Origin of the sequence: Actinomadura terrae (assembly GCF_022751215.1) — a bacterium.
GTDB classification, from domain to species: domain Bacteria; phylum Actinomycetota; class Actinomycetes; order Streptosporangiales; family Streptosporangiaceae; genus Spirillospora; species Spirillospora terrae.
In genome coordinates this window covers 46,588-69,020 of sequence record NZ_JAICDG010000011.1, presented here as the reverse complement: position 1 = coordinate 69,020, position 22,433 = coordinate 46,588, and the positions used below count along the sequence as shown (strand labels likewise).

The following is a 22,433-nucleotide window of genomic DNA, read 5'->3' as shown; positions in this document are numbered from 1 at the left end:
GAGGACGTTCGTCCCGGCCGGGGGCGTGTGTGGTGCGAGGCTGCATTCTGGCGCGGTGGGGCTACTTCCTGGCGGTCACGAAGTCCCGGATCGTGCTGATCATGTAGTCGACCATCTCGTCGGTGAGGCCGGGGAAGACGCCGATCCAGAACGTGCGCTCGGTGACCACGTCGCTGTTGTCCAGCGTCCCCGCGATCCGGTACTCCCTGCCCTGGTACGCGGGTTGCCGGGTCAGGTTGCCCGCGAACACCATGCGGGTGCCGATCCGCCGGTCCTCCAGGTGGTGGACCAGCTCGTCCCGGTCGAATCCGGCGTCCGCCGCGACCGTGATGATGAAGCCGAACCAGCTGGGGTCGCTGCCCGGCGTCGGTTCGGGCAGCACGAGTCCCGGCAGGCCGTCCAGCCCCTCGCGCAGCCGCCGCCAGTTGCGGCGGCGGGCCGCGCCGAATTCCGGCAGCCGCTCGATCTGCGAGAGGCCCAGGGCCGCTTGCAGGTCGGTCGTCTTGAGGTTGTAGCCGACGTGGGAGAACGTGTACTTGTGGTCGTAGCCGTAGGGCAGGCGGCCGAACTGCTGCGTGTAGCGCTTGCCGCAGGTGTCGCAGTCGCCGGGCTCGCACCAGCAGTCGCGTCCCCAGTCGCGTAGTGACTCCACGATCCGCGCGAGCTTCGGCCGGTCGGTGGTCACGCAGCCGCCCTCGCCCATCGTCAGGTGGTGGGCGGGATAGAAGCTCACGGTGCTGAAATCGCCGAACGTCCCGGTCAGCCGCCCCCGGTACCTGGAGTCCACCCCGTCGCAGTTGTCCTCGACGAAGAACAACCCGCGCTCCTTGGCCAGCTCCGCGACCTCGGCCACCGGGAACGGGTTGCCCAGCGCGTGCGCGATCATGATGCCGCGGGTGCGCGGGCCGATCGCCTCCGCCACCCGTTCGGCCGTGGTGTTGTACGTGCGGAGGTCGATGTCCACGAAGACCGGGACCATCTGGTTCTGGAGGATCGGGTTGACCGTCGTCGGGAAGCCCGCCGCCACCGTCACGACCTCGTCGCCCGGACGCAGCCGGTCGTCACCGATCTCCGGCTGGGCCAGCGCGGTCAGCGCCAGCAGGTTCGCCGACGACCCCGAGTTGGTCAGATGGACCTTCCGGCGCTTGAGCACGCGGCCCAGCCGCTTCTCCAGGCTGAGCGCGTGGGGCCCGGCGGCGATGCGGAGGTCGAGCGCGGCCTCGACCAGCGCGACGCGGTCGTCCTCGCTCAGGTCGGCGCCGGACGGCATCACCAGCGTCTCGCCGGGGACGAACCGCCGCTCCTGCTCCCGCTCGCGGTGGTACTTGCGGACCAGTTCCCGAATGAGGTCCCGCGGTTCACTCATCATCGCCCCTCGGTAGCGCCACGGCACGGGCGCGGACCTTGTCCATCAGTGCCGCCAGCCGGAGGATCTCCGCACCTCGCAGGCCGACGTCCTCGCCGGTGCGCACGGCGTGCGCGAAGGCCGAGAGCACGTTCCCGAAGTGGTCGTCGGGCGGCAGCGTGCGCCGCTCCCGTCCCGCCGCGGTCTCGATCCTGATCACCGGGGCGTGCGAGGCCGGAGGGGTGTACGCCCACTCGACGATGATCCGCCCCTTCTCGCCCCACAGCTCGTACGACGATCGGTACGCGTGCTCCATGCCCCAGGTCAGATGGGCCGTCGCCCCCTCCGGCGTGGCCAGCAGCGCCGCCCCGGACAGGTCGACGCCGAGCGCGGGGTCCCGGTGCACGGCGGCGCCCAGCACGTCGAGCCGGTTCCCGAGGTAGAGCAGCGCGGTACGGAGCGGGTACACGCCGATCTCGGCGATGGCGCCGCCGCCGACCGAGTCGTACCGCATGTCCCCCGGCGGCTTGGGCGGGAAGGCGAACTCGGCCACCAGACTGCGGATCTCCCCGATCGTCCCCGCGTTGACCAGTTCCCGGACGGTGCGGTGCTGGGAGTGCCGGACGAACATCAGGCTCTCCATGAGCGTCAGGCCCAGCTCGTCCGCCAGCCGCACCAGCACCTCGCTACGGGCCAGGTCGCCGGTCAGCGGCTTCTCGCAGAGGACGTGCAGCCCGGCGCGCAGCGCCCGTTCGACCCACGGCGCGTGCAGGGTGAGCGGCAGCGGGACGTAGACGGCCTCGATGTCGTCCCGTTCGAGCAGCCGTTCGTACCCCTCCACCGGTTCGCCGCCGAACCGCTCGGTGAACAGCTTCGCCCGCGCGAGGTCCCGGCTCCCGACGGCGACGAGCCGCACCTCGGGCCGCCCGGCCATCGCCGGGAGCATCCGCCGCCACGCGATCGAGGCGCTCCCGAGGACGCCGAGGCGCACCGGCCCGCCGTCCACAACCTCCCGGGCGGCGCTCTCCGCGATCATGCCCGTTCCTCGATCCGGCGGTGTTCGGCGGTCAGCCGCTCCAGCACCGGGACGACGTCGGCCGGGCTCGGCACGGCCATCATGTCCCGGTAGAGGCCGACCGCCGCCTCCTTGATCGACGCGTCGGTCAGCACCCGCTGGAGCTGCTTCGCGACCGCGTCGGCGGAGAAGCCCTCGTCGTCGATGACGAGCCCGGCGCCGCTCTGCTCGACCGCCCGCGCGATGTCCTCGTAGTACGGCCCGTTCTCCTTCCAGACCAGGTGCGGCAGCTTGTGCGGGACGGCGGCGTTGAACGTGCCGCTGCCGCCGTGGTGGATGATCGCGTCGCAGGTCGGGAGCAGGACGTTCAGCGGTAGGTAGTCGACCACCCGCACGTTGTCCGGGATCGTCCGCACCGACTGGAGCTGCGCCTCGTTCAGCGTGGCCACCAGTTCCAGGCCGAGGCCGGCCGAGATGTCGAAGATCTCCTCGGCCAGGACCTTGCTGGTCCCGGCCGGGAAGAAGCTGCGAATCCCGGCGCCCAGCGACAGCGCGACGCGCGGACGGTCGGAGCGCGCGTGCAGCCAGTCCGGCAGCACGGCCGAACCGTTGAACGGCACCGGACGCGAGTGGACGTAGCGGACGCCCGTCGACAGCCGCAGCCGGATCGCCGGGTAGTGGTCGATCGTCCACTGCCCGAGCAGCAGCTCCTCCTCGAACTCCAGGCCGAAGCGCTCCAGCATCGGGAGCATCCGCTCGGCCATCAGGTCGGTCGTGACGCCGGACGCCGGGTCGTCCAGCCGCTCGACCAGCCGCTCGCGCGTCCAGGCGAAGTCGTCGATCGACCACAGCAGGCGGGCGTGCGCCGCGCCGGTGACGCGCGCGGCGATCGCGGCCGGGAAGCAGATCGAGTCCCAGATGATCAGGTCGGGCCGCCAGCCGCGGGCGAACGCCACCAGATCGTCGGCCATCAGCCCGCCCCGCGCGCCGGGCGGTTCGAGGTTGTAGTACCGGTCGAACGCCCGGATCACCAGCCGGGAGGGCAGCCGTCCCGTCCCGCGCGCGGCTCCCTCGGCGATGTCGGGCGCGAGCTGTTCGAGGAGGCGGTAGTACAGCTCGTCGCTGCCGCGCGCGTTCGCCTTGGGGAAGTCCCGTTCCCCGACCGCCACCGCGGACAGCCCCAGGTCGCGGATGACCTCGGTCATCTCCGGATGGGTGGCGACCCGGACCTCGTGTCCCGCGCCCTGGAGCGCGCCGGCCAGCGGGACGATGGGGTTGATGTGGGCGAATGCCGACGGTACGGCGAACAGGACCTTCATCGGTGCACATCCCTTGCGCGTAGCGGCTCGGTCAGGACGGGAGGGGCGGCGGCGACCTTGTCCTTCTCCCACCACCAGCGGTTGCCGCCGTACCACTCCACGGCCGCCGCGAGCCCGCGTTCGAAGCCGACCTGCGGCGTGACGCCCAGCTCCTCCCGGAGCTTGGTGCTGTCCAGGGAGTAGCGCTCGTCGTGGGCGTCGCGGTCGGGCACCCGGCGGACCCGGTCCCAGCCGGCGCCGCACAGCTCCAGCAGGTATCCGGTCAGCTCCAGGTTGGAGAGCTCGGTGCCGCCGCCGATGTTGTAGACCTCCCCGGCCCGGCCGCCGGTGAGCACCGCGTGCACCGCCCGGCAGTGGTCGCTCACGTGCAGCCACTCGCGCACGTGGTGGCCGTCGCCGTAGAGCGGGACGTCGCCGCCGTCGATCAGGGTGGTGATGAACAGCGGAATGACCTTCTCGACGAACTGGTAGGGCCCGTAGTTGTTGCAGCACCGGGTGATCGACACCGCCACGTCGTGGGCCCGCCAGTAGGCCCGCGCGAACAGGTCGCCGGCCGCCTTGGAGGCCGAGTACGGGGAGTTGGGCAGCAGCGGCGACTCCTCCGTCCACGAGCCGCGCGGGATCGAGCCGTACACCTCGTCGGTGGAGACGAGCACGAACCGCTCCACCTTCGTGCGCCGGCACGCGTCCAGCAGCGTCTGCGTCCCGACGACGTTGGTGACCGCGAACGGCGCCCCGTTCGCCAGCGACCGGTCGACGTGGGACTCGGCCGCGAAGTGCACGACCGCGTCGTGCCCCGGCAGCAGGTCCGTGACCAGCCGGGGGTCGCAGACGTCGCCCTCGACGAAGTCGAGCCGGGGGTGGCGCACGGGCAGGTTCGCGAGGCTGCCCGCGTAGGTGAGCTTGTCCAGGACGGTGACGCGGGCGCCGTCCGAACCGGGATAGCGCCCGTCGAGCAGCTCGCGGACGTAGGTGGACCCGATGAAGCCGGCGCCGCCGGTGACCAGCACCCTCATGCCGGCACCTCGACGCTGCTGTCGTCGCCCACGACCAGGCGGTGCGCGCGGGGCCCGCGCGCACCGCGCCGGACGCCCGCGTTGCGCCCGATCAGCGAGCCCCGGACCGAGCGCACGCCGCGGACGGACGAGCGGTCCAGCAGGATCGAGTCCTCGATGCCCGCGTTCTCCACCAGGCAGTGGGCGCCGATCGAGGTGTAGGGGCCGACATCGCTGCCGCGCACGGTGCTGCCGGCCCCGATGATCGCGGGGCCGTCGATCCGGGAGCCGGTGACGGTCGCCCCGGGCTCGACGAGCACCGACGGACCGATCCGGGACGCCGCGTCCACCGCGCCGTGGACGGCGGGCACGACGTTCTCCAGCAGCGCCCGGTTGCAGTCGAGGAGGTCGCCGACCTTCCCGGTGTCCTTCCAGTAGCCGACGCAGACCTGCGCGCGCACGTCGTGCTTCCGCTCGACCAGCCACCGCACGGCGTCGGTGATCTCAAGCTCGCCGCGGCGGCTGGGCCGGATGCTCCGCACCGCCTCGTGGATCAGCGGCGAGAAGACGTAGGCGCCCGTCACCGCGAGATCGCTGCGCGGCCGCGCCGGCTTCTCCTCCATCCCGACCACCCGGCCCTCCGAGTCGAGCTCGGCCACGCCGTACCCGGTCGGGTCGGCGACCTTGACCAGGACGAGCTGGGCGGCGGGACGTCCCTCGCGGAACCGCGCCACCGGCTCGCCGACGCCCTCCGCGAAGACGTTGTCCCCGAGGTACATCACGAAGTCGTCGTCGCCCAGGAAGTCCCGCGCGATCAGCACGCAGTGCGCCAGGCCCCTGGGCTCGTCCTGCGGAACATAGGTGACGTCGACGCCGAAGGCGGAGCCGTCGCCGACGGCGGTTCGGACGGCGGTGGCGCCGGCGTTGACGATGACGCCGATCTCGGTGATCCCCACCGCGGCCAGCGCCTCCAGGCCGTGGAACAGCACCGGCTTGTTGGCGACGGGGATGAGCTGCTTGGGGGTCGTATGGCTGAAGGGGCGCAGCCGGGAGCCGGTGCCGCCCGCGAGGACAAGTGCTTTCATGCTCGGCCTTTCTCTGCTCACGAGGCCTGAACCGCGTCGCCCGCGACCGCCGCGCGGCACGGGAGTGCCACGGCGTTCACGCGCTGGGCTCCGCCGTGCCTGTCCTGGTCGTCTCATCGAGGTCGAGCCGGACCCGGGCGCCCTCGTTGCGGCGGCCGACCGGGACCATGGCCTGCACCTTGGCGAGGCCGGCGGGCGGCACGATCCCGTAGATCGCCTCGTAGCGGCCCGCGGGCACCACGTAGGTCTCGTGCCAGATCCCGACCGCGGCACCGCCCGAGGCGTGCTTGTAGAAGTCCCGCCAGGCGGCGCGGTGCGTCGCCCCGTCCGAGAAATCCATGAGCTCGTCGACGCCCCGCCAGTACTGGACCACGACCAGTTCGCGCGGCCCGTGGACCTGGACGCGGTACGTGACCAGCCCGTGGCCGTCCTCGACCGCCTCGCGCAGCATCGGCCTCAGCGATCTGAGGACGGGCAGCCACTTGCGCACCGCACGCCACCTGTTGACGCGGATGCCGACCAGGAAGAGCACGACCTCGTCGTCGTTCCGGACGCTGAACCGCCCGCTGCGAATCTGTTCACCCATGCACGCCTCCGGGCCGGTGTCAGTCGAAGAACCCGCGTCAGTCGAAGAAGCCGTATCGGTCGAAGAAGCCGTAGACGGCCGTGATGCGCGGGCCCTCGACCAGCGCGACGTCGAGCCCGGTGAAGGCGGGCCCGGCGCCCGGGGGGCCGATGTGCCAGACGAAGCGCATCTGGTCGTGGTGGCCGTCGACGGCGCCGGGGACGCTGAACCGCATGCCGTCGAACCGGCTCATCGTGCGTTCGATGTACGCGGCCAGTTCCGCGTGCCCGCGGACGGCGACGATCGGATCCGCGTAGAACACGTCGGCGGCGAGGACGTCCTCCATCCGGGCCGCCCGCTCCTCCGCCGGCGAGTTCCAGGTGGCGATGTACCTTTCCGCCAGCATCTTGTAGTCAGCGCTCATGGCCTTTCCGGGTTCTCGGGGCCCAGGGCCTCGGGCCCGGCCGCAGATCCGTTCCGCATGGAAATTCCCGCTGAAAACGAATTTCGCGTTCGCCGTAGACGTCCGGGAATTGTCTCTGCCAGCTTCTTCGACCGGCGCGGAGGGCACAAGAAATAGCGCGCTACATTTTCGCTAGGTTAGTACTAGAAACGCGGCGAAGGCGGAGGAGGGGGCGGCGCGACGGGTCACGGCTCGTACAGCCGCGGCGCTCCCGTCGCGTTCTCGCCGATCTCGTCGAGCGGGGTGACCAGGGAGCACCGGTCGATCGAGAGGCAGCCGCAGCCGATGCAGTCGGTGAGCCGGTCGCGCAGGAACTCCAGGCGCTGGATCTTGGTGTTGATGTCCTTGCTGTAGCACTGCGAGGCCCGGGCCCAGTCCTCCCGGGTGGGCGTGCGGCCCTCCGGCAGCAGCGCGAGGTAGAAGGCGATTTCCCCGAGCGGGGTCCCCAGCTGCTGCGAGGCGCGGATGAACGCGACCCTGCGCAGCGTGTCGCGGGAGTAGCGGCGCTGGTTGCCCGCGGTGCGGCGGCTCGCGATAAGGCCCTTGCGCTCGTAGAAGCGCAGGGCCGAGGTCGGCACTCCACTGCGCTCGGACAACTCCCCGACGGTGAACTCCTTCGCCTTCCACGAGAGGGGCTTCATGCATTCGACGATAGCCGTTGTTCCGCCGGACGGGGAGCGCGGTCGGCGAGCCTGTTCAGCACCGCGTCGAGCGTCTCCGCTTCGGGTTTGTGCCGGCGGAGCGTGCCGCTGACGAACCCGTCCGTGACCCCCAGTTCGGCGAGGGTGCGGGAGATGGAGTGCGTCACCACCGGATGCGGCGAGACCTCCAGGAAGGAGCGCAGGCCGTCCTCGACGGCGGCCGTCACCGCCGCCACCAGGCGCACCGGGTTGCGCAGGTTGGCGGCCCAGTACGCGCCGTCCGCGGCGGGCGGCGTCCGCGGGTCGGGCAGCACCGTCGAGTAGACGGGCACGGCGTAGTTCCGGGGCCGCAGATCCGCGCCGGCCTTCACCAGGTCGTCGAGCAGCGGGTCCATGTGCGGGCTGTGGAACGCCACGTCGGACCGCACCCGGAACGTGCCGACCCCCTCGGCCCGCCAGAGCGCGATCAGTGCGTCGACGGTGCGCGGACGGCCCGCGACGACCGTCGCGGCGGGCGCCGCCGCGATGGCCGCGACGGCGTCCGCGCGGCCGCGTAGCCGGGCCTCGACCTCGGCGAACGGGAGCGCGACCATCACCATCGCGCCCTTTCCGGCCGCCCGGCGCAGCAGCGTCGACCGGCGGCAGACCAGCCGGGCGCCCTCCTCCAGCGACAGCGCGCCGCCGGTGACCACGGCCGCGACCTCGCCGACCGAGTGGCCGATGACGGCGGCGGGCGCGGCCCCGCGGTCGCGCAGCAGCGCGGCCAGCCCGACCTGCATCGCGAAGATCAGGCTCTGGACGCGGTCGACGCCGCCGAGGTCGCCGCCGGTCAGCACGGCGCGCGGCGAGAAGCCGATCTCCCGCGCGAAGACCGGTTCCAGCACGTCGACGACCTCGGCGAACGCGGCCTCCTCCAGCAGGCGGCGGCCCATCCCGCTCCACTGCGAGCCGTGCCCGGAGAACACCCACACCTCGTTGGTCATGCGGTTCTCTCCTTGGTGATACCGGTGAGCGCGACGCAGAAGCCCAGCGCGCCGACCACCGTGACCACGCCCAGGGCGGGCAGCGCCGGGGCGGTCACGGCGACGAGCACCAGCACGCCGCCGAGCTGCACCGCGGTCTGGTAGAGCGCGGTCGCCGTGCCGTGCTCGGCCGCGTCGAGACCGCCGAGCGCCTGGACGTGGAGCGCGGCGAAGCACAGCGCGAACCCCACGCCGACGAGCGGCAACCCGAGGGGGGCCGTGCTCCAGGACCACCAGATGACCAGGTAGCCGAGCGGGGGCAGCGCAGCGCCGGACGCGATGAGCCGGGCGCTGCCGAACCGTCCGACCAGTCGCGCGGAGAAGGGCGCACCCAGCGCGGCCGGCAGGCTCGCGGGCAGCAGCGCCGCGCCCGCCTGCAACGGCGTCCAGCCGAGCTCGTCCTGGAACCTGAAGGTGCCGGTGATGAGCAGGCCCCAGAGCGACCCGTTCAGCGCGGCCGCGCCAAGCGCCGAACGCACCAGCGTGCGGCTACGCGGCCACCCGGCGGGCCCGCCGCCGGACGGTGGCGCCGCCGGGATCAGCCGCAGGCCGGACAGGAGGAGCACGAGCGCCACCGGCGCCGGACACAGGAACGTCCACCGCCAGTCCGCCTGGGTCACCAGTCCGGACAGCAGCAGCCCGGCCGAGAAGCCGCAGGCACCGAACGAGCTGTAGAGCGAGATCGCCCGGTTGCGCGCGGCGCCCTCCGGGAAGGTCCTGGCGATGATGGCGAGCCCGGTCGGCGCCGTGAGGGCCGCGCAGGCCCCCTTGACGACCCGGGACGCGACCAGCACCGCCGCCGACGCGGCCAGCGCGCCCGCAACGGACGCGACGGCGAACGCCGCCAGCGCGACCAGGTAGACGCGCCGCTCCCCCCAGCGCGCGACGGCCCGGCGGCCCGCGAGGAGCAGGCCGCCGAAGCCGAGGGCGAACCCGCCGACGACCCACTGCGCGCCGGCCTGGCCGAGGCGCAGGTCGTCGGCGATCGCGGGGAGAGTCACGATCGCCGACGACACCTCGATCGAGTCGATGAGCATGTTGCCCGAGAGCACGGCGAGGAGGCCCCACGAGACCCGCACCGGAACCTGGGCAGTAGGGGCGGCGGTCATGCCGGGCCCACCGCCTGCCAGCTGCGCGGATGCACGAGCGCGACGCGGTGGTCCCGCCGCTGCCAGCGCGCCCGCGCCCGGCGCCGTTCGGCGGGGACGGTGGCGCGGGCGGGCCGCGCCATGAGCACGGCGATGACGGCGGCCAGTTCCTCCTCGGTGAGCCGGCCCTTGTCGATGCGGACGGCCATCTCAGGTGCCGCCCGTCATCAGAGCACGATCCCGCCGTCGACCTGGAGCACTGCCCCGGTGACGTACCGGGCGCCCGCCAGGTACCAGATCGCGTCGGCGACCTCGTCCGCCGTGCCGAGGCGGCGCAGGGGGATGGAGGCCAGCGCCCTCTCCCGGACCTTGCCCGCCAGCCCGGCCGTCATGTCGGTCTCGACCAGGCCGGGGGCGACGACGTTGGCACGGACGCCGTAGGCCCCGACCTCCTTGGCAAGGGCGCGCGTGAACCCGATGATCCCCGCCTTGGCGGCCGAGTAGTTGCTCTGCGTCGGGTTGCCGTAGACCCCCGAGATCGAGGAGAGATTGACCAGGCATCCCGCCCGGCGCTTGAGCATCGGGAAGACCGCGGCGCGGCACACGTTGAACACGCCGCCGAGGTCGACGTCGACGACCCGGTGCCAGTCCTCGTCGGACATGCTGACCAGCGGCCCGTCCCGGACGATCCCGGCGGAGGTCACGACGGTGCCGAGCGGCCCGATCCGCGCCTCGGTGTCGGCCACCCATCCGCGCACGGCCTCCGCGTCGGCCACGTCGACCCCGGTCCCGGTCGCGCGGCCGCCGAGCGCGGCGGCCTCCTTCTCCAGGCTCCGGGCGGCGTCCGCGTTGGACCGGTAGCAGAAGGCGACCGGTACCCCCTCGCGAACGAACCGCAGCACCGCGGCGCGGCCGATGCCCCGGGAGCCGCCGCTCACCAGCGCGACGCTCTCCAGCCCGACGCTCTCCGTCACGTTCAGGCCGCCGACTCGGCCAGGACGTCGGCGAGGACGTCGTGGATCCCGGCGAGGTTGACCATGCGCTCCAGCTCGGACTGCGCGATGGTCAGGTCGAAACCGATCTCCAGCGAGGCGAGGATCTCGATGGCCAGCATCGAGTCCGCGTCATGGTCCTCGACGAAGAGGCTGGTCTCGGTCAGCTCGCCGGGCTCCAGTTCGAGAACGTCGCAGACGATGTCCCTGACCTTCGCCCGCATCTCGTCGGTGAGCGCGGCCATGTTCTACCTCCTGGGTCGGATGCGGATCACTGCGGTGGGTTGCCGTGCTTGCGCGCGGGCAGGTCGGCGTGCTTGGTCAGCAGCATGCCGAGGGAGCCGATGAGGACCTCCCGGGTCTCGGCCGGGTCGATCACGTCGTCGACCAGCCCGCGCTCGGCCGCGTAGTAGGGGTGCATCAGCTTGGCCCGGTACTCCTTGACCAGCGCCTCGCGGGTCGCGTCCGGGTCGTCCGCGGCCGCGATCTCGCGTCGGAAGATGATGTTCGCGGCGCCCTCGGCACCCATCACCGCGATCTCGTTGGTCGGCCAGGCCAGGCTGAGGTCGGCGCCGATGGAGCGCGAGTCCATGACGATGTACGCGCCGCCGTACGCCTTGCGCAGGATCAGCGAGATCCGCGGAACGGTCGCGTTGCAGTACGCGTAGAGCAGCTTGGCGCCGTGCCGGATGATCCCGCCGTGCTCCTGCGCGACGCCGGGCAGGAACCCGGGCACGTCCAGCAGCGTGACGATCGGGATGTTGAAGGCGTCGCAGAACTGCACGAACCGGGCCGCCTTCTCCGACGCCGCGATGTCCAGCACCCCGGCCCTGGCGCGCGGCTGGCTGGCGACGATGCCGACGGCGTCGCCGCCCAGCCCGGCCAGCGTGCAGATGACGTTGCCCGCCCAGCGCTCGTGCACCTCCAGGTGCTCGCCGTGGTCGACGATCTCCTCGATCACCTCGCGCATGTCGTAGGCCAGGCCGCCGGCGGCGGGCACGAGGTCCAGCAGGCCGGTGGTGCGCCGGTCCGCGGGGTCGTCGCAGTCCGACCGCGGCGGCGCCTCCCGGTTGTTGGCCGGCAGCAGCGACACCAGGTAGCGGACCTGGGCCAGGCAGGTCTCCTCGTCGTCGAAGGCGAAGTGGCAGACCCCGGAGGTCTCGGCGTGGACGTCCGCCCCGCCGAGCCCGTCGTGGTCGATCTCCTCGCCGGTCACCGCGCGGATCACGTCCGGACCGGTGACGAACATCTGCGAGGTGTCGCGGACCATGAACACGAAGTCGGTCAGCGCGGGCGAGTAGGCCGCGCCGCCCGCGCACGGGCCGAGGACCACGCTGATCTGCGGGATGACGCCGGAGGCGCGCGCGTTGCGCTGGAAGATGCCGCCGTATCCGGCGAGCGCGGTGACGCCCTCCTGGATGCGCGCGCCGGCGCCGTCGTTCAACGAGATCAGCGGCGCGCCCACGGTGAGCGCCAGGTCCATGATCTTGTGGATCTTGGCGGCGTGCGCCTCGCCGAGCGTGCCGCCGAAGATGCGGAAGTCGTGCGCGTAGACGAAGACCTTCCGGCCGTGGACCGCGCCCCAGCCGGTGATGACGCCGTCGGTGTAGGGACGGCGGTCCGCCATGCCGAAGCCGGTCGCGCGGTGCCGCCGCAGCGGCTCGACCTCGCGGAACGTGCCCTCGTCGAGCAGCAGGGCGATGCGCTCCCGCGCGGTCAGCTTGCCCTTGGCGCGCTGCGCCTCGGTGGCCTGCTCGCTCGGCCCCTGTTCCGCCCGCCGCCTCAGGTCCGCGAGCTCCGCCACCGCGCTCCGCATCGCGTTGACCCCGCCTGCGGCTGTGTCCTCTGCCACGGTCCCTCCCTGGGTGCTCAGTCCTTGATCTCGCAGACGACGGCACCGCCGGAGACGCTCTGGCCGACCTGGACGGCGAGGCCCGTGACGGTGCCGGCCTTGTGCGCGGTGAGGGGCTGCTCCATCTTCATGGCCTCCAGGACCGCGATCGTGTCCCCGGCCGCCACGTCCGCCCCCTCCCCGGCGAGGATCTTGACGCAGGTGCCCTGCATCGGGCTCACCAGCGAATCCCCGCCGGTCCTGGCAGCCCGTCCGGTGCGACCGGCATTTGATGGACGCGGCGCCGGGGCGGCCCTCCCCGCCGCGGGGACGGCGGCGGCCGGGGCGGGCACGACGACCTCGATGCGCTTGCCGGCCACCTCGACGGTGACGCGCTCCCGCCTGCCCTCCCCCGCGGCCTGCGGCTCCTCGTGCGGGGGAATCCGGTTGTCGAACTCGGTCTCGATCCACCGCGTATGGACGGTGAAGGACTCGGCGAAGGCCGGATCGTCCAGCACGGCCCGGTGGAAGGGCAGCGGGGTCGGGACGCCCTCGACGTCGAATTCCGCCAGCGCCCGCCGGGCGCGCTCGACGGCCTGCCGCCGCGTGGCACCGGTCACGATCAGCTTGGCGATCAGGGAGTCGAACGCCCGCGGCACCGTCTGCCCCTCGACGTACCCCGAGTCCAGGCGGACGCCCGGCCCCGCGGGCGGCCGCCACCTGGTCAGCGTCCCGGCCGCCGGGAGGAAGCCGCGGCCGGCGTCCTCGGCGTTGAGGCGGAACTCGATGGAGTGGCCGCGCGGCGCCGGGTCCCCGTACCCGAGCTCCTCACCGGCGGCGACGCGGAACATCTCCCGGACGAGGTCGATGCCGGTGACCTCCTCGCTCACCGGATGCTCGACCTGCAACCGGGTGTTGACCTCCAGGAACGAGAGGGCGCCGTCCCGGCCGACGAGGAACTCGCACGTGCCCGCCCCCACGTACCCGGCCTTCTTCAGGATGGCCTTGGACGCGGAGTACAGCAGCTCGACCTGCTCCTCGGTGAGGAACGGCGCCGGGGCCTCCTCGACGAGCTTCTGGTGGCGGCGCTGGAGCGAGCAGTCCCGGGTGGACACGACCACGACGTTGCCGTGGCCGTCCGCCAGGCACTGGGTCTCCACGTGCCGGGGCCTGTCCAGGTACCGCTCCACGAAGCACTCGCCCCGGCCGAAGGCGCCCACGGCCTCACGGACCGCCGACTCGTACGCCTCGGGTACCTCCGCCAGGGTGCGGGCGACCTTCAGCCCCCGCCCGCCACCGCCGTGGGCGGCCTTGATCGCGATCGGCAGGCCGTGCTCGCGGGCGAACGCGGCCACCTCGTCCGCGCCCGACACCGGGGCCTCGGTGCCCGCGACCAGCGGCGCCCCGACCTCCCGGGCGATCTCGCGGGCCCGCACCTTGTCGCCGAGCGTGGTGATCGCCGCCGGGGGCGGCCCGATCCAGGTCATGCCCGCCGCCCGCACCGCGTCCGCGAACCCGGCGTTCTCGGCCAGGAACCCGTACCCCGGGTGCACCGCGTCCGCGCCCGCCCTCGCCGCGACCGCCAGCAGCCCGTCGACGGCCAGATAGGACTCGGCGCCCGCGCCGCCCAGCGCGAACGCCTCGTCGGCGACCCGGACGTGCAAGGCGTCCAGATCCGGCTCGGCGTACACCGCGACACTGGCCAGTCCCGCGTCGCGGCAGGCACGGGTGACACGAACCGCGATCTCGCCGCGATTGGCAATCAGTACCTTACGCACGCGGCCTCCGGGAATTCACTCCGATAAACACAGTAATCGGGAGATACCTCATGCTCTCTTCGGCGCACGAGGGTGGACAAGAGCATTTCTTCTAAGCTTTAGCTAATTGCGCTAAATCCGCAGCAGCGCGGCGGCGACCATCCCGCAGGACGGGTCGGCCGACGTGATCACGGCGGTACGGCCCGCCGCGTCGGGGCTCCGCTCAGCCAGCGCCAGTACGGCGGCGAGCTGGAACGCGGCCGAGGCGGCACCGGTCTCCCCGATCAACTCCGCCACCGGGGCGAGCCGGGTGGCGGCGGGCGCGGCCTGCTCCAGCGCGGCCAGCTCGGCCCGTCCAGCGGGCCCTGCCGCGCCCGAGGCGCAGGTGGCCCACACGTCGGCGGGGTCCGCCGCGACCTCGCGCACCGAACGGTCCAGGGCCGCGTCCCAGTCGCCGTCGACGCAGACCCGGAAGTCCAGGGCGAGCACCTCGGCGAGGACCGGGGTGCCGTCCCGTGGCGGAAGGCCGACCGCGAACATCGCGCATCCCTCCCCCGGCACGGTTCCGGCCGCGTCGCCGTCCCGGGAGTGGAACTCCAGCCACGACCGTGCGCGGCTGTACTCCTCGACGGCCCCGCACACGACGTTCCGCGCCCGTCCCGTGAGCAGGAGCCGTCGCGCGTAGTTGAGCGCCGCCAGACCCGTCGGCCGGCCCGAGGCGATCGTGGCGTTGGGCCCCCGGTAGCCGTGCCGGATCGCGCACTGGCCCGCGGCTCCGTTCATCACGCCGTACGGGATGGCGGCCGCGTCGATGCGGTAGGGCAGCGGGGCCGTCAGCGCGGTCCGAGTGATGTCCATCATTGTCTGCGCACCGCCGGTGGTCGTGCCCAGCACCAGCGCCGTGGCCTCGTCGCCCGGCCGTTCCTCGTGCAGGCCGCGCACGGTGGCGACCGCGAGCCCGGCCAGCCGGTCCATGCCCCGGACGCCCTTCCCGCCCAGCACCCGGCGGATCTCGAACCCCGGGACCAGCCCGGCCCGGTCGTCGGGCGTCCCCCACCGCTCGCGGTCGATCCCGGCGACGGCCGAGCGTCCCTCGGCGACGCCCGCGGCGAAGGCCTCCCGTCCCATGCCGAACGGCGAGAACGCCGACCACGCGGTCACGACCGGTCGCACGGCATCGTCCATCACGCCTGCTCCTTGTACTTGCCGAACAGCACCACGGCGTTGTTGCCGGCGAAGGCCAGCCCGTTGCTCTGCACGATCTCCAGGTCCGCCGGGACGGAGTGGTTGGGAACGCAGTCGACCTCGCACTCGGGGTCGGTCTCGCGGTGGCCGGTGGTCGGCGGGACGAAGCCGTGCGTGATGGCGAGCGAGCAGGCGGCCCCGGCCAGCGCGGCGGCGGCCCCCATCGTGTGCCCGAGCATCGACTTCAGCGAGACCGTGCGCGGCGGGCGACCCCCGTACACCTCGTGGATGGCCCGGCATTCGGTGACGTCGTTGGCCTTCGTGCCGGTGCCGTGCGCCGAGATCAGGTCGACCTGCTCGGGCCGCACGCCCGCGTCCTCGAGCGCGAGCTCCATGCAGCGGGCGATGCCGTCCTGGTCGGGGGCGACGGGGTGGGAGGCGTCGCAGTTGAGCCCGTATCCCAGCACCTCGGCGTAGACGCGCGCGCCCCTGCGCCGCGCGGCCTCCAGGGTCTCCAGGACGAGGACGGCGGCGCCCTCCCCGGTGAGGATGCCCTGCCGGTCCTTGTCGAACGGCCGGCAGCGGTCGGGCGCGATCGTGCCCAGCCGGTAGAACGCGGTGAAGGTCTTGCGGCAGACGGCGTCGGCGCCCCCGCACAGGGCGAGGTCGGCCTCGCCGAGCCGGAGGGCGTCCAGGCCCGAGCCGATCGCGTAGTTCCCCGCCGAGCAGGCGGTGGCGAAGGTGCCCGCCTCGGCGTCGGCCATGCCCAGTTCGGCGGCGATCGCCGAGGACAGGCGGACCGCCGGGATGCTCCGGGCCGTCGCGGGGCTCCAGGACCGCGGCCCACCGGCGAGGTCGGCCTCGGTGAGCTGGTCCAGCCCGCCGGTCTCGCCGTCGGTCGTCCCGACGGAGATGTGCGCCCGCCGGCCGCCCAGTTCGGCGTCGGTGAGACCGGCGTCGGCGACGGCCATGCGGGCGGCGGCCACGGAGAGCCGCGCGGCGCGGCCGAGGCCGTCCAACGGAGTGCGGCGGATCCACTCCTCGGGCTTGAAGTCCCGAACCTCGCAGCCGTTGGCGTGCTCGAACCCGGTGGTGTCGAAGGAGGTGATCGGTGACACGCCGCTCCGGCCGTCCCGCAGGGCCTGGGTGAACTCCCGCACGCCTGTCCCGATGCTGGAGACCACCCCGATTCCGGTGACGACGACGCGTGCCGCGGCTCCGGGCATGCGGTGCCCCCTCATCGCTCGGCGGCGGGCATCGCGTTCAGGCCCGCGAGCAAGGTACGGGCCTGGACGTTGAGGTAGTGGCCGTGCCGCACCAGGAGGTTGAGCTGGCCGTGGGACAGCCAGCGGTAGTCGGGCGGCGGCTCGAACGGCTCCGCGACGTCGACGACGAGATAGCGGTTGTCGGCGTTGAGGAACCGGCCGCCCTCCTCCGACTGCACCGCCGAGTAGCGGACGTGCGCCGGGTCGGCCGCCAGCACGCGGTCGAGGAACGCGGGCCTGTCCTCGGCGGGCCTATCGGCGTAGTTCCCCGGCATGCACTGGACGGTCGGCCCGATCTCCACCGAGCCCGCGAACCCGGCTTCGGCGCGGGCGTGCGCGAGCACGTGCCGCACCCCCTCGATCCGGCACGAGAGGAACGCGGCGACACCCTGGCCCGTGGGCTCCAGCAGCGGCTGGGCCCACCTCCCGACCTCCCGGCTCCCGGCCCGGACCGAGACGCCCACGATCCGGAAGTACCGTCCGTTCGGGTGCTCGATGACCGAGTCCGTGCGCGCCCATCCCGGCACGTCCGCCAGGGGGATGCGGTGGGCGCGCACGTCGTAGCGGCTGCGCATGCCGGTGAACCAGGAGAGCACGTCGGTGTCGGAGTGCAGCGCGACCGCCTCGGCCCGGTCGAAGGGCAGGCAGGAGAGCGCCGACCGCAGGTCCATCGAGACGACCGTGTCGTGGTGCAGCAGCCGGCCGATCTGCCCGACGGTCAGCCAGCGGAAGTCCTCGTGCGGCGGGACCTCCCCCCGCGCCTCGACGATCACGTTGCGGTTGACCTTGCGGTAGAACCACGCGCCCTGCTCCGATTGCAGGACGTCCGCGAGGACCGGGCCGCGGCCGGGCCCGTTGAAGAACTCCAGGTACCGGACGGCCGCGCCCTGGTGCACCCGGTTGTAGTTGCTCCACGTGGCCTGCACGGTCGGCGACAGTTGCAGCCGGTTGGAGTTGCCGGGCTCCATCTTGGCCTGCGTCAGGATGTGCGGGACGCCGTCGAAGTCCTTGACCAGCAGGCCGAGGATGCCGATCTCGGGCTGGCTGAGGATCGGCTGGGCCCACTCGCGCGTCGTGGCGGCGCCGGTCGTGTCGGTCACCCGCGTGTGCAGGCCCTCGACGCTGAAGAACCGGCCGCTGCGGTGGCGGAGGTCGCCGGTGGTCCCGTCGAAGTACCAGCCGTCCAGATCGGTGAAGGGGACGCGGTCCACCTGGAACTCGTGGGTCCCGAGGCGTTCGGCCATCCAGCCGGGCACGTCCTCGGTGGTCAGGTCCACGCCCTCCGTGGTGGCGGCCGATCGCGCGAGGCGCACGGCCGGATCGGGCTCGGCGCGCCGCCGGAGCGGCGCGGCGGTCGGGGTGCTCATCAGCTCGACTCCTGTGTCGGCGGAGACTTCCTCGGAAAAGCCGAAGAGGCGCGAGTTCATCGCGCCTCTTCTCCTGAGACCGGACGGGCCCGAGGGCCCGGTCTCGTGCGGGGTTCTTCGGTTGTTCCTTACGCCGGGACGGGCGTCACACCGGGAAGGGCATCCTCTCCTTGGCTTCGGCCAGGACCTCCGCCCACCAGTGCAGCTGGACGAGGAGCTTCTTGGCCGCCTCGTTGCAGGGCTCGGGCTCCTTGGGCCAGTTGCCCGAGTGGTCCCAGTGGCCCCACGCGTCGGTGAAGCTGACGGTCTCGCGCACCGTCACCGTGTTCAGCTCGGCGAAGACGCCGCGCAGGTGCTCGGTGGCGCGCAGGCCGCCGGAGACCCCGCCGTAGGACACGAAGCCGACCGGCTTGGCGGCCCACTCGGTGAGGTGCCAGTCGATCATGTTCTTGAGCGCGGCCGGGAAGCTGTGGTTGTACTCGGGCGTGACGACGACGTAGGCGTCCGCCGCGACCACCCGCGCGGTGAGCGGGTCCTTGACCGCCCTGACCTCGGGCGCGGGCTCGTCGCCGTAGGACGGCATCGCGAGCGGCAGGTCGACGTCGGCCAGGTCCAGCACGTCGATCTCGAATTCGCCGAATTTCTCCGTCTCCGCGACGAACCAATTGCCGACGGTGGGGGCCAGGCGGCCGCCCCGAACGCTGCCGACGATCACGAGGAGACGCAGTTTGTTGCCGGACATGGCGGTCCCTTCCAGATTGCTATGGGCCGAATACATTCTTAGTGGTGAGGTGAAAAGTCAGAACGTGGTCGATCAAGGCTCGGTATCGGCGGTGAGCGCCCCCGAGAACTGGCTCTCGTAAAGCGCCGCGTAGGCGCCGCCGGACGCCAGCAGCCCGGCGTGCGTGCCCTGCTCGACGATCCGCCCGTCCTCCATGACGAGGATCAGGTCGGCCTCCCGGACCGTGGAGAGCCGGTGCGCGATCACGAAGCTGGTGCGGCCCGCGCGCAACGTGCTCATCGCGCGCTGGACCAGCAGCTCGGTCCGGGTGTCGACGGAACTGGTCGCCTCGTCGAGGATCAGGATCGCCGGCTCGGCGATGAAGGCCCGCGCGATCGTGATGAGCTGTCGCTCGCCGCTGCTGAGGCCGGCCCCCTCCTCGTCCAGGACGGTGTCGTAGCCGTCGGGCAGCGTGCGCACGAAGTGGTCGACGTGGGTGGCCCGGGCCGCCGCGACGATCTGCTCGCGGGTGGCGCCCGCGCGCCCGTAGGCGATGTTCTCGGCGATGGTGCCGCCGAACAGCCACGAGTCCTGGAGCACCATGCCGGTCCTGGAGCGCAGGTCGGCCCGCGTCATGCCGGCGATGTCGACGCCGTCGAGGGTGATCCGGCCGCCGGACACCTCGTAGAACCGCATGAGCAGGTTGACCAGCGTCGTCTTGCCCGCCCCGGTCGGCCCGACGATCGCCGCCGTCTGCCCGGGCGCGACCGCGAGGCTCAGGTCCTCGATGAGCGGAGTGCCGGGATCGTAGGAGAACGACACGTGCTCGAACTCCACCCTGCCGCGCACCTGCCGGGGGCTGCGCGGCTCGGCCGGGTCGGGCCCCTGCTCCTCGGCGTCGAGCAGGTCGAGGACCCGCTCGGCCGAGGCGAGGCCGGACTGCACGAGGCCGAGCATGCCGGTCGCCTGGCTGACCGACTGGCCGAGCTGCTGCGAGTACTGGACGAACGCCTGGACGTCGCCGAGCGACACCGCGCCGGACGCGACCCGGAGCCCGCCGACCACCGCGACCAGCAGGTAGTTGACGTTGCCGAGGAACATCATCGCGGGCCGGGCCAGCCCGGAGATGAACTGCGCCCTGCTGCTCGACTCGTACAGCCCGTTGTTGTGCTCCTCGAAGGTGCGCGCGGCCTCGTCCTGGCGGCCGAAGACCCTGACCAGGACGTGCCCGGTGAACATCTCCTCGATGTGCCCGTTCAGCCTGCCCGTGGTGCCCCACTGGTCCAGGAACAGCGGCTTGGACCGCTTGGCGATCTGCCTGGTCGCGAGGACGGTGAGCGGCAGCGTCGTCAGCGCCACCGCCGCCAGCAGCGGCGAGATCACGAACATCATGCTCAGCACCGCGAAGAACGTGAGCACGGCGTTCAACATGATGCTGAACGTCTGCTGCACCGACTGGCCGACGTTGTCGATGTCGTTGGTCGTCCGGCTGAGCAGCTCGCCCTTGGGCCGCCCGTCCAGGTAGCCGAGCGGCAGCACCGACAGCTTGTGCTGGACCTGCGCGCGCAGCCGGAACATCGCCCGCTGCACGATGGCGGCGACGACCCTGGCCTGGAGCAGCAGGAGCGCCGTCGCCGCCCCGTAGAGGCCGAGGGCCAGGACCAGCGTCCGGCCCACCGCGTCGAAGTCGATGGGCCGGTGCCCGACGACGCCGGCGAAGATCAGATCGGTCGCGTGACCGAGGACGCGCGGCCCGAACAGCAGCAGCGCGACGCTGGCGAGCGTCAACGCCACCGAGACCGCCAGCAGCGACCGCTCCCGGCGGATCAGCGCCAGCAGGCGCCGGGCGGTCGCGAGCGCGTCGCGCGACCTGTCCAGGGTCGGGCCCTGGACGAACGCCGCGGGCCCGCCGCGGAACCGCGGGCCGCCGGTGGACGCGGGCCGCCGCTCCGTGCTGGACGACTCCGTGCTGGACGACTCCGTGCTGGACGACTCCGTGCTGGACGACTCCGCCATCACGCGGCCTCCCGCTCGGTGAGCTGGGAGAGCACGATCTCCCGGTAGACGGTGTTGCCGGCCATGAGTTCCTCGTGCGTGCCGGCCCCGGCGATCCGCCCCTCGTCGAGCACCACGATCCGGTCGGCGTGCCGGATCGTCGTGACCCGCTGGGCGACGATGACGACGGTCGCGTCCCGGGTCTCCGCGACGAGCGCGGCGCGCAGCGCCGCGTCGGTGACGTGGTCGAGCGCCGAGAACGAGTCGTCGAACAGGTAGATCTCGGGCCGCCGGACCAGGACGCGGGCGATGGCGAGCCGCTGGCGCTGGCCGCCGGACACGTTGGTCCCGCCCTGCGCGACCTCCGATTCCAGGCCGTTCGGCATGCTCGCCACGAAGCCCGTGGCCTGGGCGATGTCCAGCGCGCGCCAGAGTTCGGCGTCGGTCGCGTCGGGGCGGCCGTAGCGCAGGTTCGAGGCGATGGTGCCGGCGAAGAGGTAGGCCTTCTGCGGGACGTAGCCGATGATCTCGGAGAGCCGGGCGGGCGCCAGCTCCCGCACGTCCACTCCGTTCACGAGCACCGCGCCCCGCCGCGCGTCGAACAGCCGCGTGACCAGGTGGAGCAGGGTGGTCTTGCCGCTGCCGGTGCTGCCGATCACCGCGACGATCTCACCGGGCCGGGCGACCAGGTCGAGGTCCTGGAGGACGGGCTCCTCCGCGCCCGGATACCCGAACTCCACGTCGCGCAGTTCGAGGGTGCCGCGCAGCGGCGTCTCCCACACCCCGGGGTCGGGAGGCACGACGCTGGGCCGGGTGTCGAGGACCTCCTGGACGCGCTCCGCGCAGACGGCGGCGCGCGGCATCATCAGGATCGTGAAGATGGCGAGCGTGATCGTCATCAGGATCATCATGAGGTAGCTCATGAACGCGATCAGCGAGCCCACCTGGAGGGTGCCGTCACCGACCATGTGCCCGCCGAACCAGAGCACCGCGACGCCCGACACGTTCGCCAGCAGCGTCGTCAGCGGGAAGAGGGAGGTCATCACGAAACCGACCCGGCCCGAGACCCGCCGCAGCTCCTCGTTGGTCGCGGCGAACCGGATCCGCTCGGGCTCCTCCCGGACGAAGGCCCGCATGACCCGCATCCCCGTGATCTGGTCGCGCAGGATCCGGGTGACGGCGTCCAGGTGGCCCTGGAGCCGGCGGAACAGCGGCTGCATCCACCGGATCGCGATCCCGAACATGACCGCCATCGCGGGGAGCGAGAACAGCAGGACCGCCGAGAGCGGCGCGCTCTCCCGCAGCGCCATCGCACCGCCGCCCACGACCATGATCGGCGCCATCAGCATCATCGTGAGCGCCAGCAGCACGACCATCTGCACCTGCTGGACGTCGTTGGTGGTCCGGGTGATCAGCGAGGGCGAGCCGAACCGGGCCATCTCCTGGGCGGAGAACCGCTGGACCCGCCCGAACAGCGCGGCCCGCAGGTCCCGGCCGACCGCCATCGCCACCCGGGCGCCGACCAGCACCGCGGCCACGGTGCCCGCGGCCTGCACGAGCGCGGCGAGCAGCATCACGCCGCCGACGCGCACGATGTGGCCGGTGTCCCCGGTGACCACGCCCTGGTCGACGATGTCGGCGTTCAGCGCGGGCAGCGTGAGCATGCCGACCGCCGAGACCGTCTGCAATGGCAGCAGCAGGATCAAAGAGCGCTTGTAGGGCCGCAGGTGGCGGCGCAGGAGCCGGAACAACACGGGCTGTCTCCAGGGTCCGTCATGGTGG

At 72.4% G+C, this 22,433-nt stretch carries 21 protein-coding genes; all 21 read right to left on the bottom strand.

Annotated features, from left to right (window positions below; all coding sequences use genetic code 11):
* Positions 1-61 precede the first annotated feature (61 nt).
* On the bottom strand, positions 62-1,369 hold the full coding sequence (gene rfbH, locus K2F47_RS39615; protein ID WP_242911406.1) for a lipopolysaccharide biosynthesis protein RfbH: 1,308 nt from the start codon (positions 1,367-1,369) through the stop codon (positions 62-64).
* The gene (locus K2F47_RS39610; RefSeq protein ID WP_242911405.1) at positions 1,359-2,381 is read right to left on the bottom strand and encodes a Gfo/Idh/MocA family protein; all 1,023 of its coding nucleotides are present in this window, start codon (positions 2,379-2,381) and stop codon (positions 1,359-1,361) included. The genes rfbH and K2F47_RS39610 overlap by 11 nt, the downstream gene beginning before the upstream one ends.
* Positions 2,378-3,679 carry a nucleotide disphospho-sugar-binding domain-containing protein gene (locus K2F47_RS39605; protein WP_242911404.1) on the bottom strand — a complete coding sequence of 434 codons (1,302 nt, stop codon included), beginning with the start codon at positions 3,677-3,679 and terminating at the stop codon, positions 2,378-2,380. The genes K2F47_RS39610 and K2F47_RS39605 overlap by 4 nt, the downstream gene beginning before the upstream one ends.
* Positions 3,676-4,695, bottom strand: a complete 1,020-nt coding sequence (gene rfbB / locus K2F47_RS39600) for a dTDP-glucose 4,6-dehydratase (RefSeq protein ID WP_242911403.1) — start codon at positions 4,693-4,695, stop codon at positions 3,676-3,678. The genes K2F47_RS39605 and rfbB overlap by 4 nt, the downstream gene beginning before the upstream one ends.
* A complete protein-coding gene (locus K2F47_RS39595; protein WP_242911402.1) occupies positions 4,692-5,759 on the bottom strand; it encodes a glucose-1-phosphate thymidylyltransferase in 1,068 nt (355 codons plus the stop codon). The genes rfbB and K2F47_RS39595 overlap by 4 nt, the downstream gene beginning before the upstream one ends.
* Positions 5,760-5,835: 76 nt before the next feature.
* Positions 5,836-6,345 (bottom strand): DUF4188 domain-containing protein, encoded by a 510-nt coding sequence (locus K2F47_RS39590; RefSeq protein WP_242911401.1) that lies wholly within the window; start codon positions 6,343-6,345, stop codon positions 5,836-5,838.
* Positions 6,346-6,382: 37 nt separating this feature from the next.
* Positions 6,383-6,748, bottom strand: a complete 366-nt coding sequence (locus tag K2F47_RS39585; protein WP_242911400.1) for a nuclear transport factor 2 family protein — start codon at positions 6,746-6,748, stop codon at positions 6,383-6,385.
* Between the two features lie 224 nt (positions 6,749-6,972).
* On the bottom strand, positions 6,973-7,428 hold the full coding sequence (gene soxR, locus K2F47_RS39580; RefSeq protein ID WP_242911399.1) for a redox-sensitive transcriptional activator SoxR: 456 nt from the start codon (positions 7,426-7,428) through the stop codon (positions 6,973-6,975).
* On the bottom strand, positions 7,425-8,411 hold the full coding sequence (locus K2F47_RS39575) for an acyltransferase domain-containing protein (protein ID WP_242911398.1): 987 nt from the start codon (positions 8,409-8,411) through the stop codon (positions 7,425-7,427). The genes soxR and K2F47_RS39575 overlap by 4 nt, the downstream gene beginning before the upstream one ends.
* Positions 8,408-9,559 carry an MFS transporter gene (locus tag K2F47_RS39570; RefSeq protein WP_242911397.1) on the bottom strand — a complete coding sequence of 384 codons (1,152 nt, stop codon included), beginning with the start codon at positions 9,557-9,559 and terminating at the stop codon, positions 8,408-8,410. Before K2F47_RS39570 ends, K2F47_RS39575 begins: the two co-directional genes overlap by 4 nt.
* Complete coding sequence (locus K2F47_RS39565) at positions 9,556-9,747, bottom strand: acyl-CoA carboxylase epsilon subunit (RefSeq protein ID WP_242911396.1); 192 nt, start codon at positions 9,745-9,747, stop codon at positions 9,556-9,558. Before K2F47_RS39565 ends, K2F47_RS39570 begins: the two co-directional genes overlap by 4 nt.
* Positions 9,748-9,765: 18 nt before the next feature.
* A complete protein-coding gene (gene fabG, locus K2F47_RS39560) occupies positions 9,766-10,512 on the bottom strand; it encodes a 3-oxoacyl-ACP reductase FabG (RefSeq protein WP_242911395.1) in 747 nt (248 codons plus the stop codon).
* 2 nt (positions 10,513-10,514) lie between these two features.
* Positions 10,515-10,775 (bottom strand): acyl carrier protein, encoded by a 261-nt coding sequence (locus tag K2F47_RS39555; protein WP_242911394.1) that lies wholly within the window; start codon positions 10,773-10,775, stop codon positions 10,515-10,517.
* Between the two features lie 26 nt (positions 10,776-10,801).
* Complete coding sequence (locus tag K2F47_RS39550; protein ID WP_242911444.1) at positions 10,802-12,346, bottom strand: acyl-CoA carboxylase subunit beta; 1,545 nt, start codon at positions 12,344-12,346, stop codon at positions 10,802-10,804.
* A gap of 53 nt (positions 12,347-12,399) precedes the next feature.
* Positions 12,400-14,139, bottom strand: a complete 1,740-nt coding sequence (locus K2F47_RS39545) for an acetyl/propionyl/methylcrotonyl-CoA carboxylase subunit alpha (protein ID WP_242911393.1) — start codon at positions 14,137-14,139, stop codon at positions 12,400-12,402.
* Between the two features lie 111 nt (positions 14,140-14,250).
* Positions 14,251-15,303, bottom strand: coding sequence for a beta-ketoacyl synthase N-terminal-like domain-containing protein (locus tag K2F47_RS39540; protein WP_242911392.1), 1,053 nt, complete (start codon positions 15,301-15,303; stop codon positions 14,251-14,253).
* Positions 15,303-16,529: a beta-ketoacyl-[acyl-carrier-protein] synthase family protein gene (locus tag K2F47_RS39535; protein WP_242911391.1), complete on the bottom strand. Its 1,227-nt coding sequence runs from the start codon at positions 16,527-16,529 to the stop codon at positions 15,303-15,305. The genes K2F47_RS39540 and K2F47_RS39535 overlap by 1 nt, the downstream gene beginning before the upstream one ends.
* An 11-nt stretch (positions 16,530-16,540) precedes the next feature.
* On the bottom strand, positions 16,541-17,935 hold the full coding sequence (locus tag K2F47_RS39530; protein WP_242911390.1) for an NDP-hexose 2,3-dehydratase family protein: 1,395 nt from the start codon (positions 17,933-17,935) through the stop codon (positions 16,541-16,543).
* Between the two features lie 145 nt (positions 17,936-18,080).
* Positions 18,081-18,677 (bottom strand): NADPH-dependent FMN reductase, encoded by a 597-nt coding sequence (locus K2F47_RS39525; protein WP_242911389.1) that lies wholly within the window; start codon positions 18,675-18,677, stop codon positions 18,081-18,083.
* Positions 18,678-18,749: 72 nt separating this feature from the next.
* The gene (locus K2F47_RS39520) at positions 18,750-20,672 is read right to left on the bottom strand and encodes an ABC transporter ATP-binding protein (RefSeq protein ID WP_242911388.1); all 1,923 of its coding nucleotides are present in this window, start codon (positions 20,670-20,672) and stop codon (positions 18,750-18,752) included.
* A complete protein-coding gene (locus tag K2F47_RS39515; RefSeq protein ID WP_242911387.1) occupies positions 20,672-22,405 on the bottom strand; it encodes an ABC transporter ATP-binding protein in 1,734 nt (577 codons plus the stop codon). The genes K2F47_RS39520 and K2F47_RS39515 overlap by 1 nt, the downstream gene beginning before the upstream one ends.
* Positions 22,406-22,433 lie beyond the last annotated feature (28 nt).

Coding starts and splice junctions, on each gene's coding strand:
- rfbH (WP_242911406.1), bottom strand. CDS start 1,369: ATGATGAGTGAACCGCGGGACCTCATTCGGGAACTGGTCCGCAAGTAC.
- K2F47_RS39610 (WP_242911405.1), bottom strand. CDS start 2,381: ATGATCGCGGAGAGCGCCGCCCGGGAGGTTGTGGACGGCGGGCCGGTG.
- K2F47_RS39605 (WP_242911404.1), bottom strand. CDS start 3,679: ATGAAGGTCCTGTTCGCCGTACCGTCGGCATTCGCCCACATCAACCCC.
- rfbB (WP_242911403.1), bottom strand. CDS start 4,695: ATGAGGGTGCTGGTCACCGGCGGCGCCGGCTTCATCGGGTCCACCTAC.
- K2F47_RS39595 (WP_242911402.1), bottom strand. CDS start 5,759: ATGAAAGCACTTGTCCTCGCGGGCGGCACCGGCTCCCGGCTGCGCCCC.
- K2F47_RS39590 (WP_242911401.1), bottom strand. CDS start 6,345: ATGGGTGAACAGATTCGCAGCGGGCGGTTCAGCGTCCGGAACGACGAC.
- K2F47_RS39585 (WP_242911400.1), bottom strand. CDS start 6,748: ATGAGCGCTGACTACAAGATGCTGGCGGAAAGGTACATCGCCACCTGG.
- soxR (WP_242911399.1), bottom strand. CDS start 7,428: ATGAAGCCCCTCTCGTGGAAGGCGAAGGAGTTCACCGTCGGGGAGTTG.
- K2F47_RS39575 (WP_242911398.1), bottom strand. CDS start 8,411: ATGACCAACGAGGTGTGGGTGTTCTCCGGGCACGGCTCGCAGTGGAGC.
- K2F47_RS39570 (WP_242911397.1), bottom strand. CDS start 9,559: ATGACCGCCGCCCCTACTGCCCAGGTTCCGGTGCGGGTCTCGTGGGGC.
- K2F47_RS39565 (WP_242911396.1), bottom strand. CDS start 9,747: ATGGCCGTCCGCATCGACAAGGGCCGGCTCACCGAGGAGGAACTGGCC.
- K2F47_RS39555 (WP_242911394.1), bottom strand. CDS start 10,775: ATGGCCGCGCTCACCGACGAGATGCGGGCGAAGGTCAGGGACATCGTC.
- K2F47_RS39550 (WP_242911444.1), bottom strand. CDS start 12,346: ATGCGGAGCGCGGTGGCGGAGCTCGCGGACCTGAGGCGGCGGGCGGAA.
- K2F47_RS39540 (WP_242911392.1), bottom strand. CDS start 15,303: ATGGACGATGCCGTGCGACCGGTCGTGACCGCGTGGTCGGCGTTCTCG.
- K2F47_RS39535 (WP_242911391.1), bottom strand. CDS start 16,529: ATGCCCGGAGCCGCGGCACGCGTCGTCGTCACCGGAATCGGGGTGGTC.
- K2F47_RS39530 (WP_242911390.1), bottom strand. CDS start 17,935: ATGAGCACCCCGACCGCCGCGCCGCTCCGGCGGCGCGCCGAGCCCGAT.
- K2F47_RS39525 (WP_242911389.1), bottom strand. CDS start 18,677: ATGTCCGGCAACAAACTGCGTCTCCTCGTGATCGTCGGCAGCGTTCGG.
- K2F47_RS39520 (WP_242911388.1), bottom strand. CDS start 20,672: ATGGCGGAGTCGTCCAGCACGGAGTCGTCCAGCACGGAGTCGTCCAGC.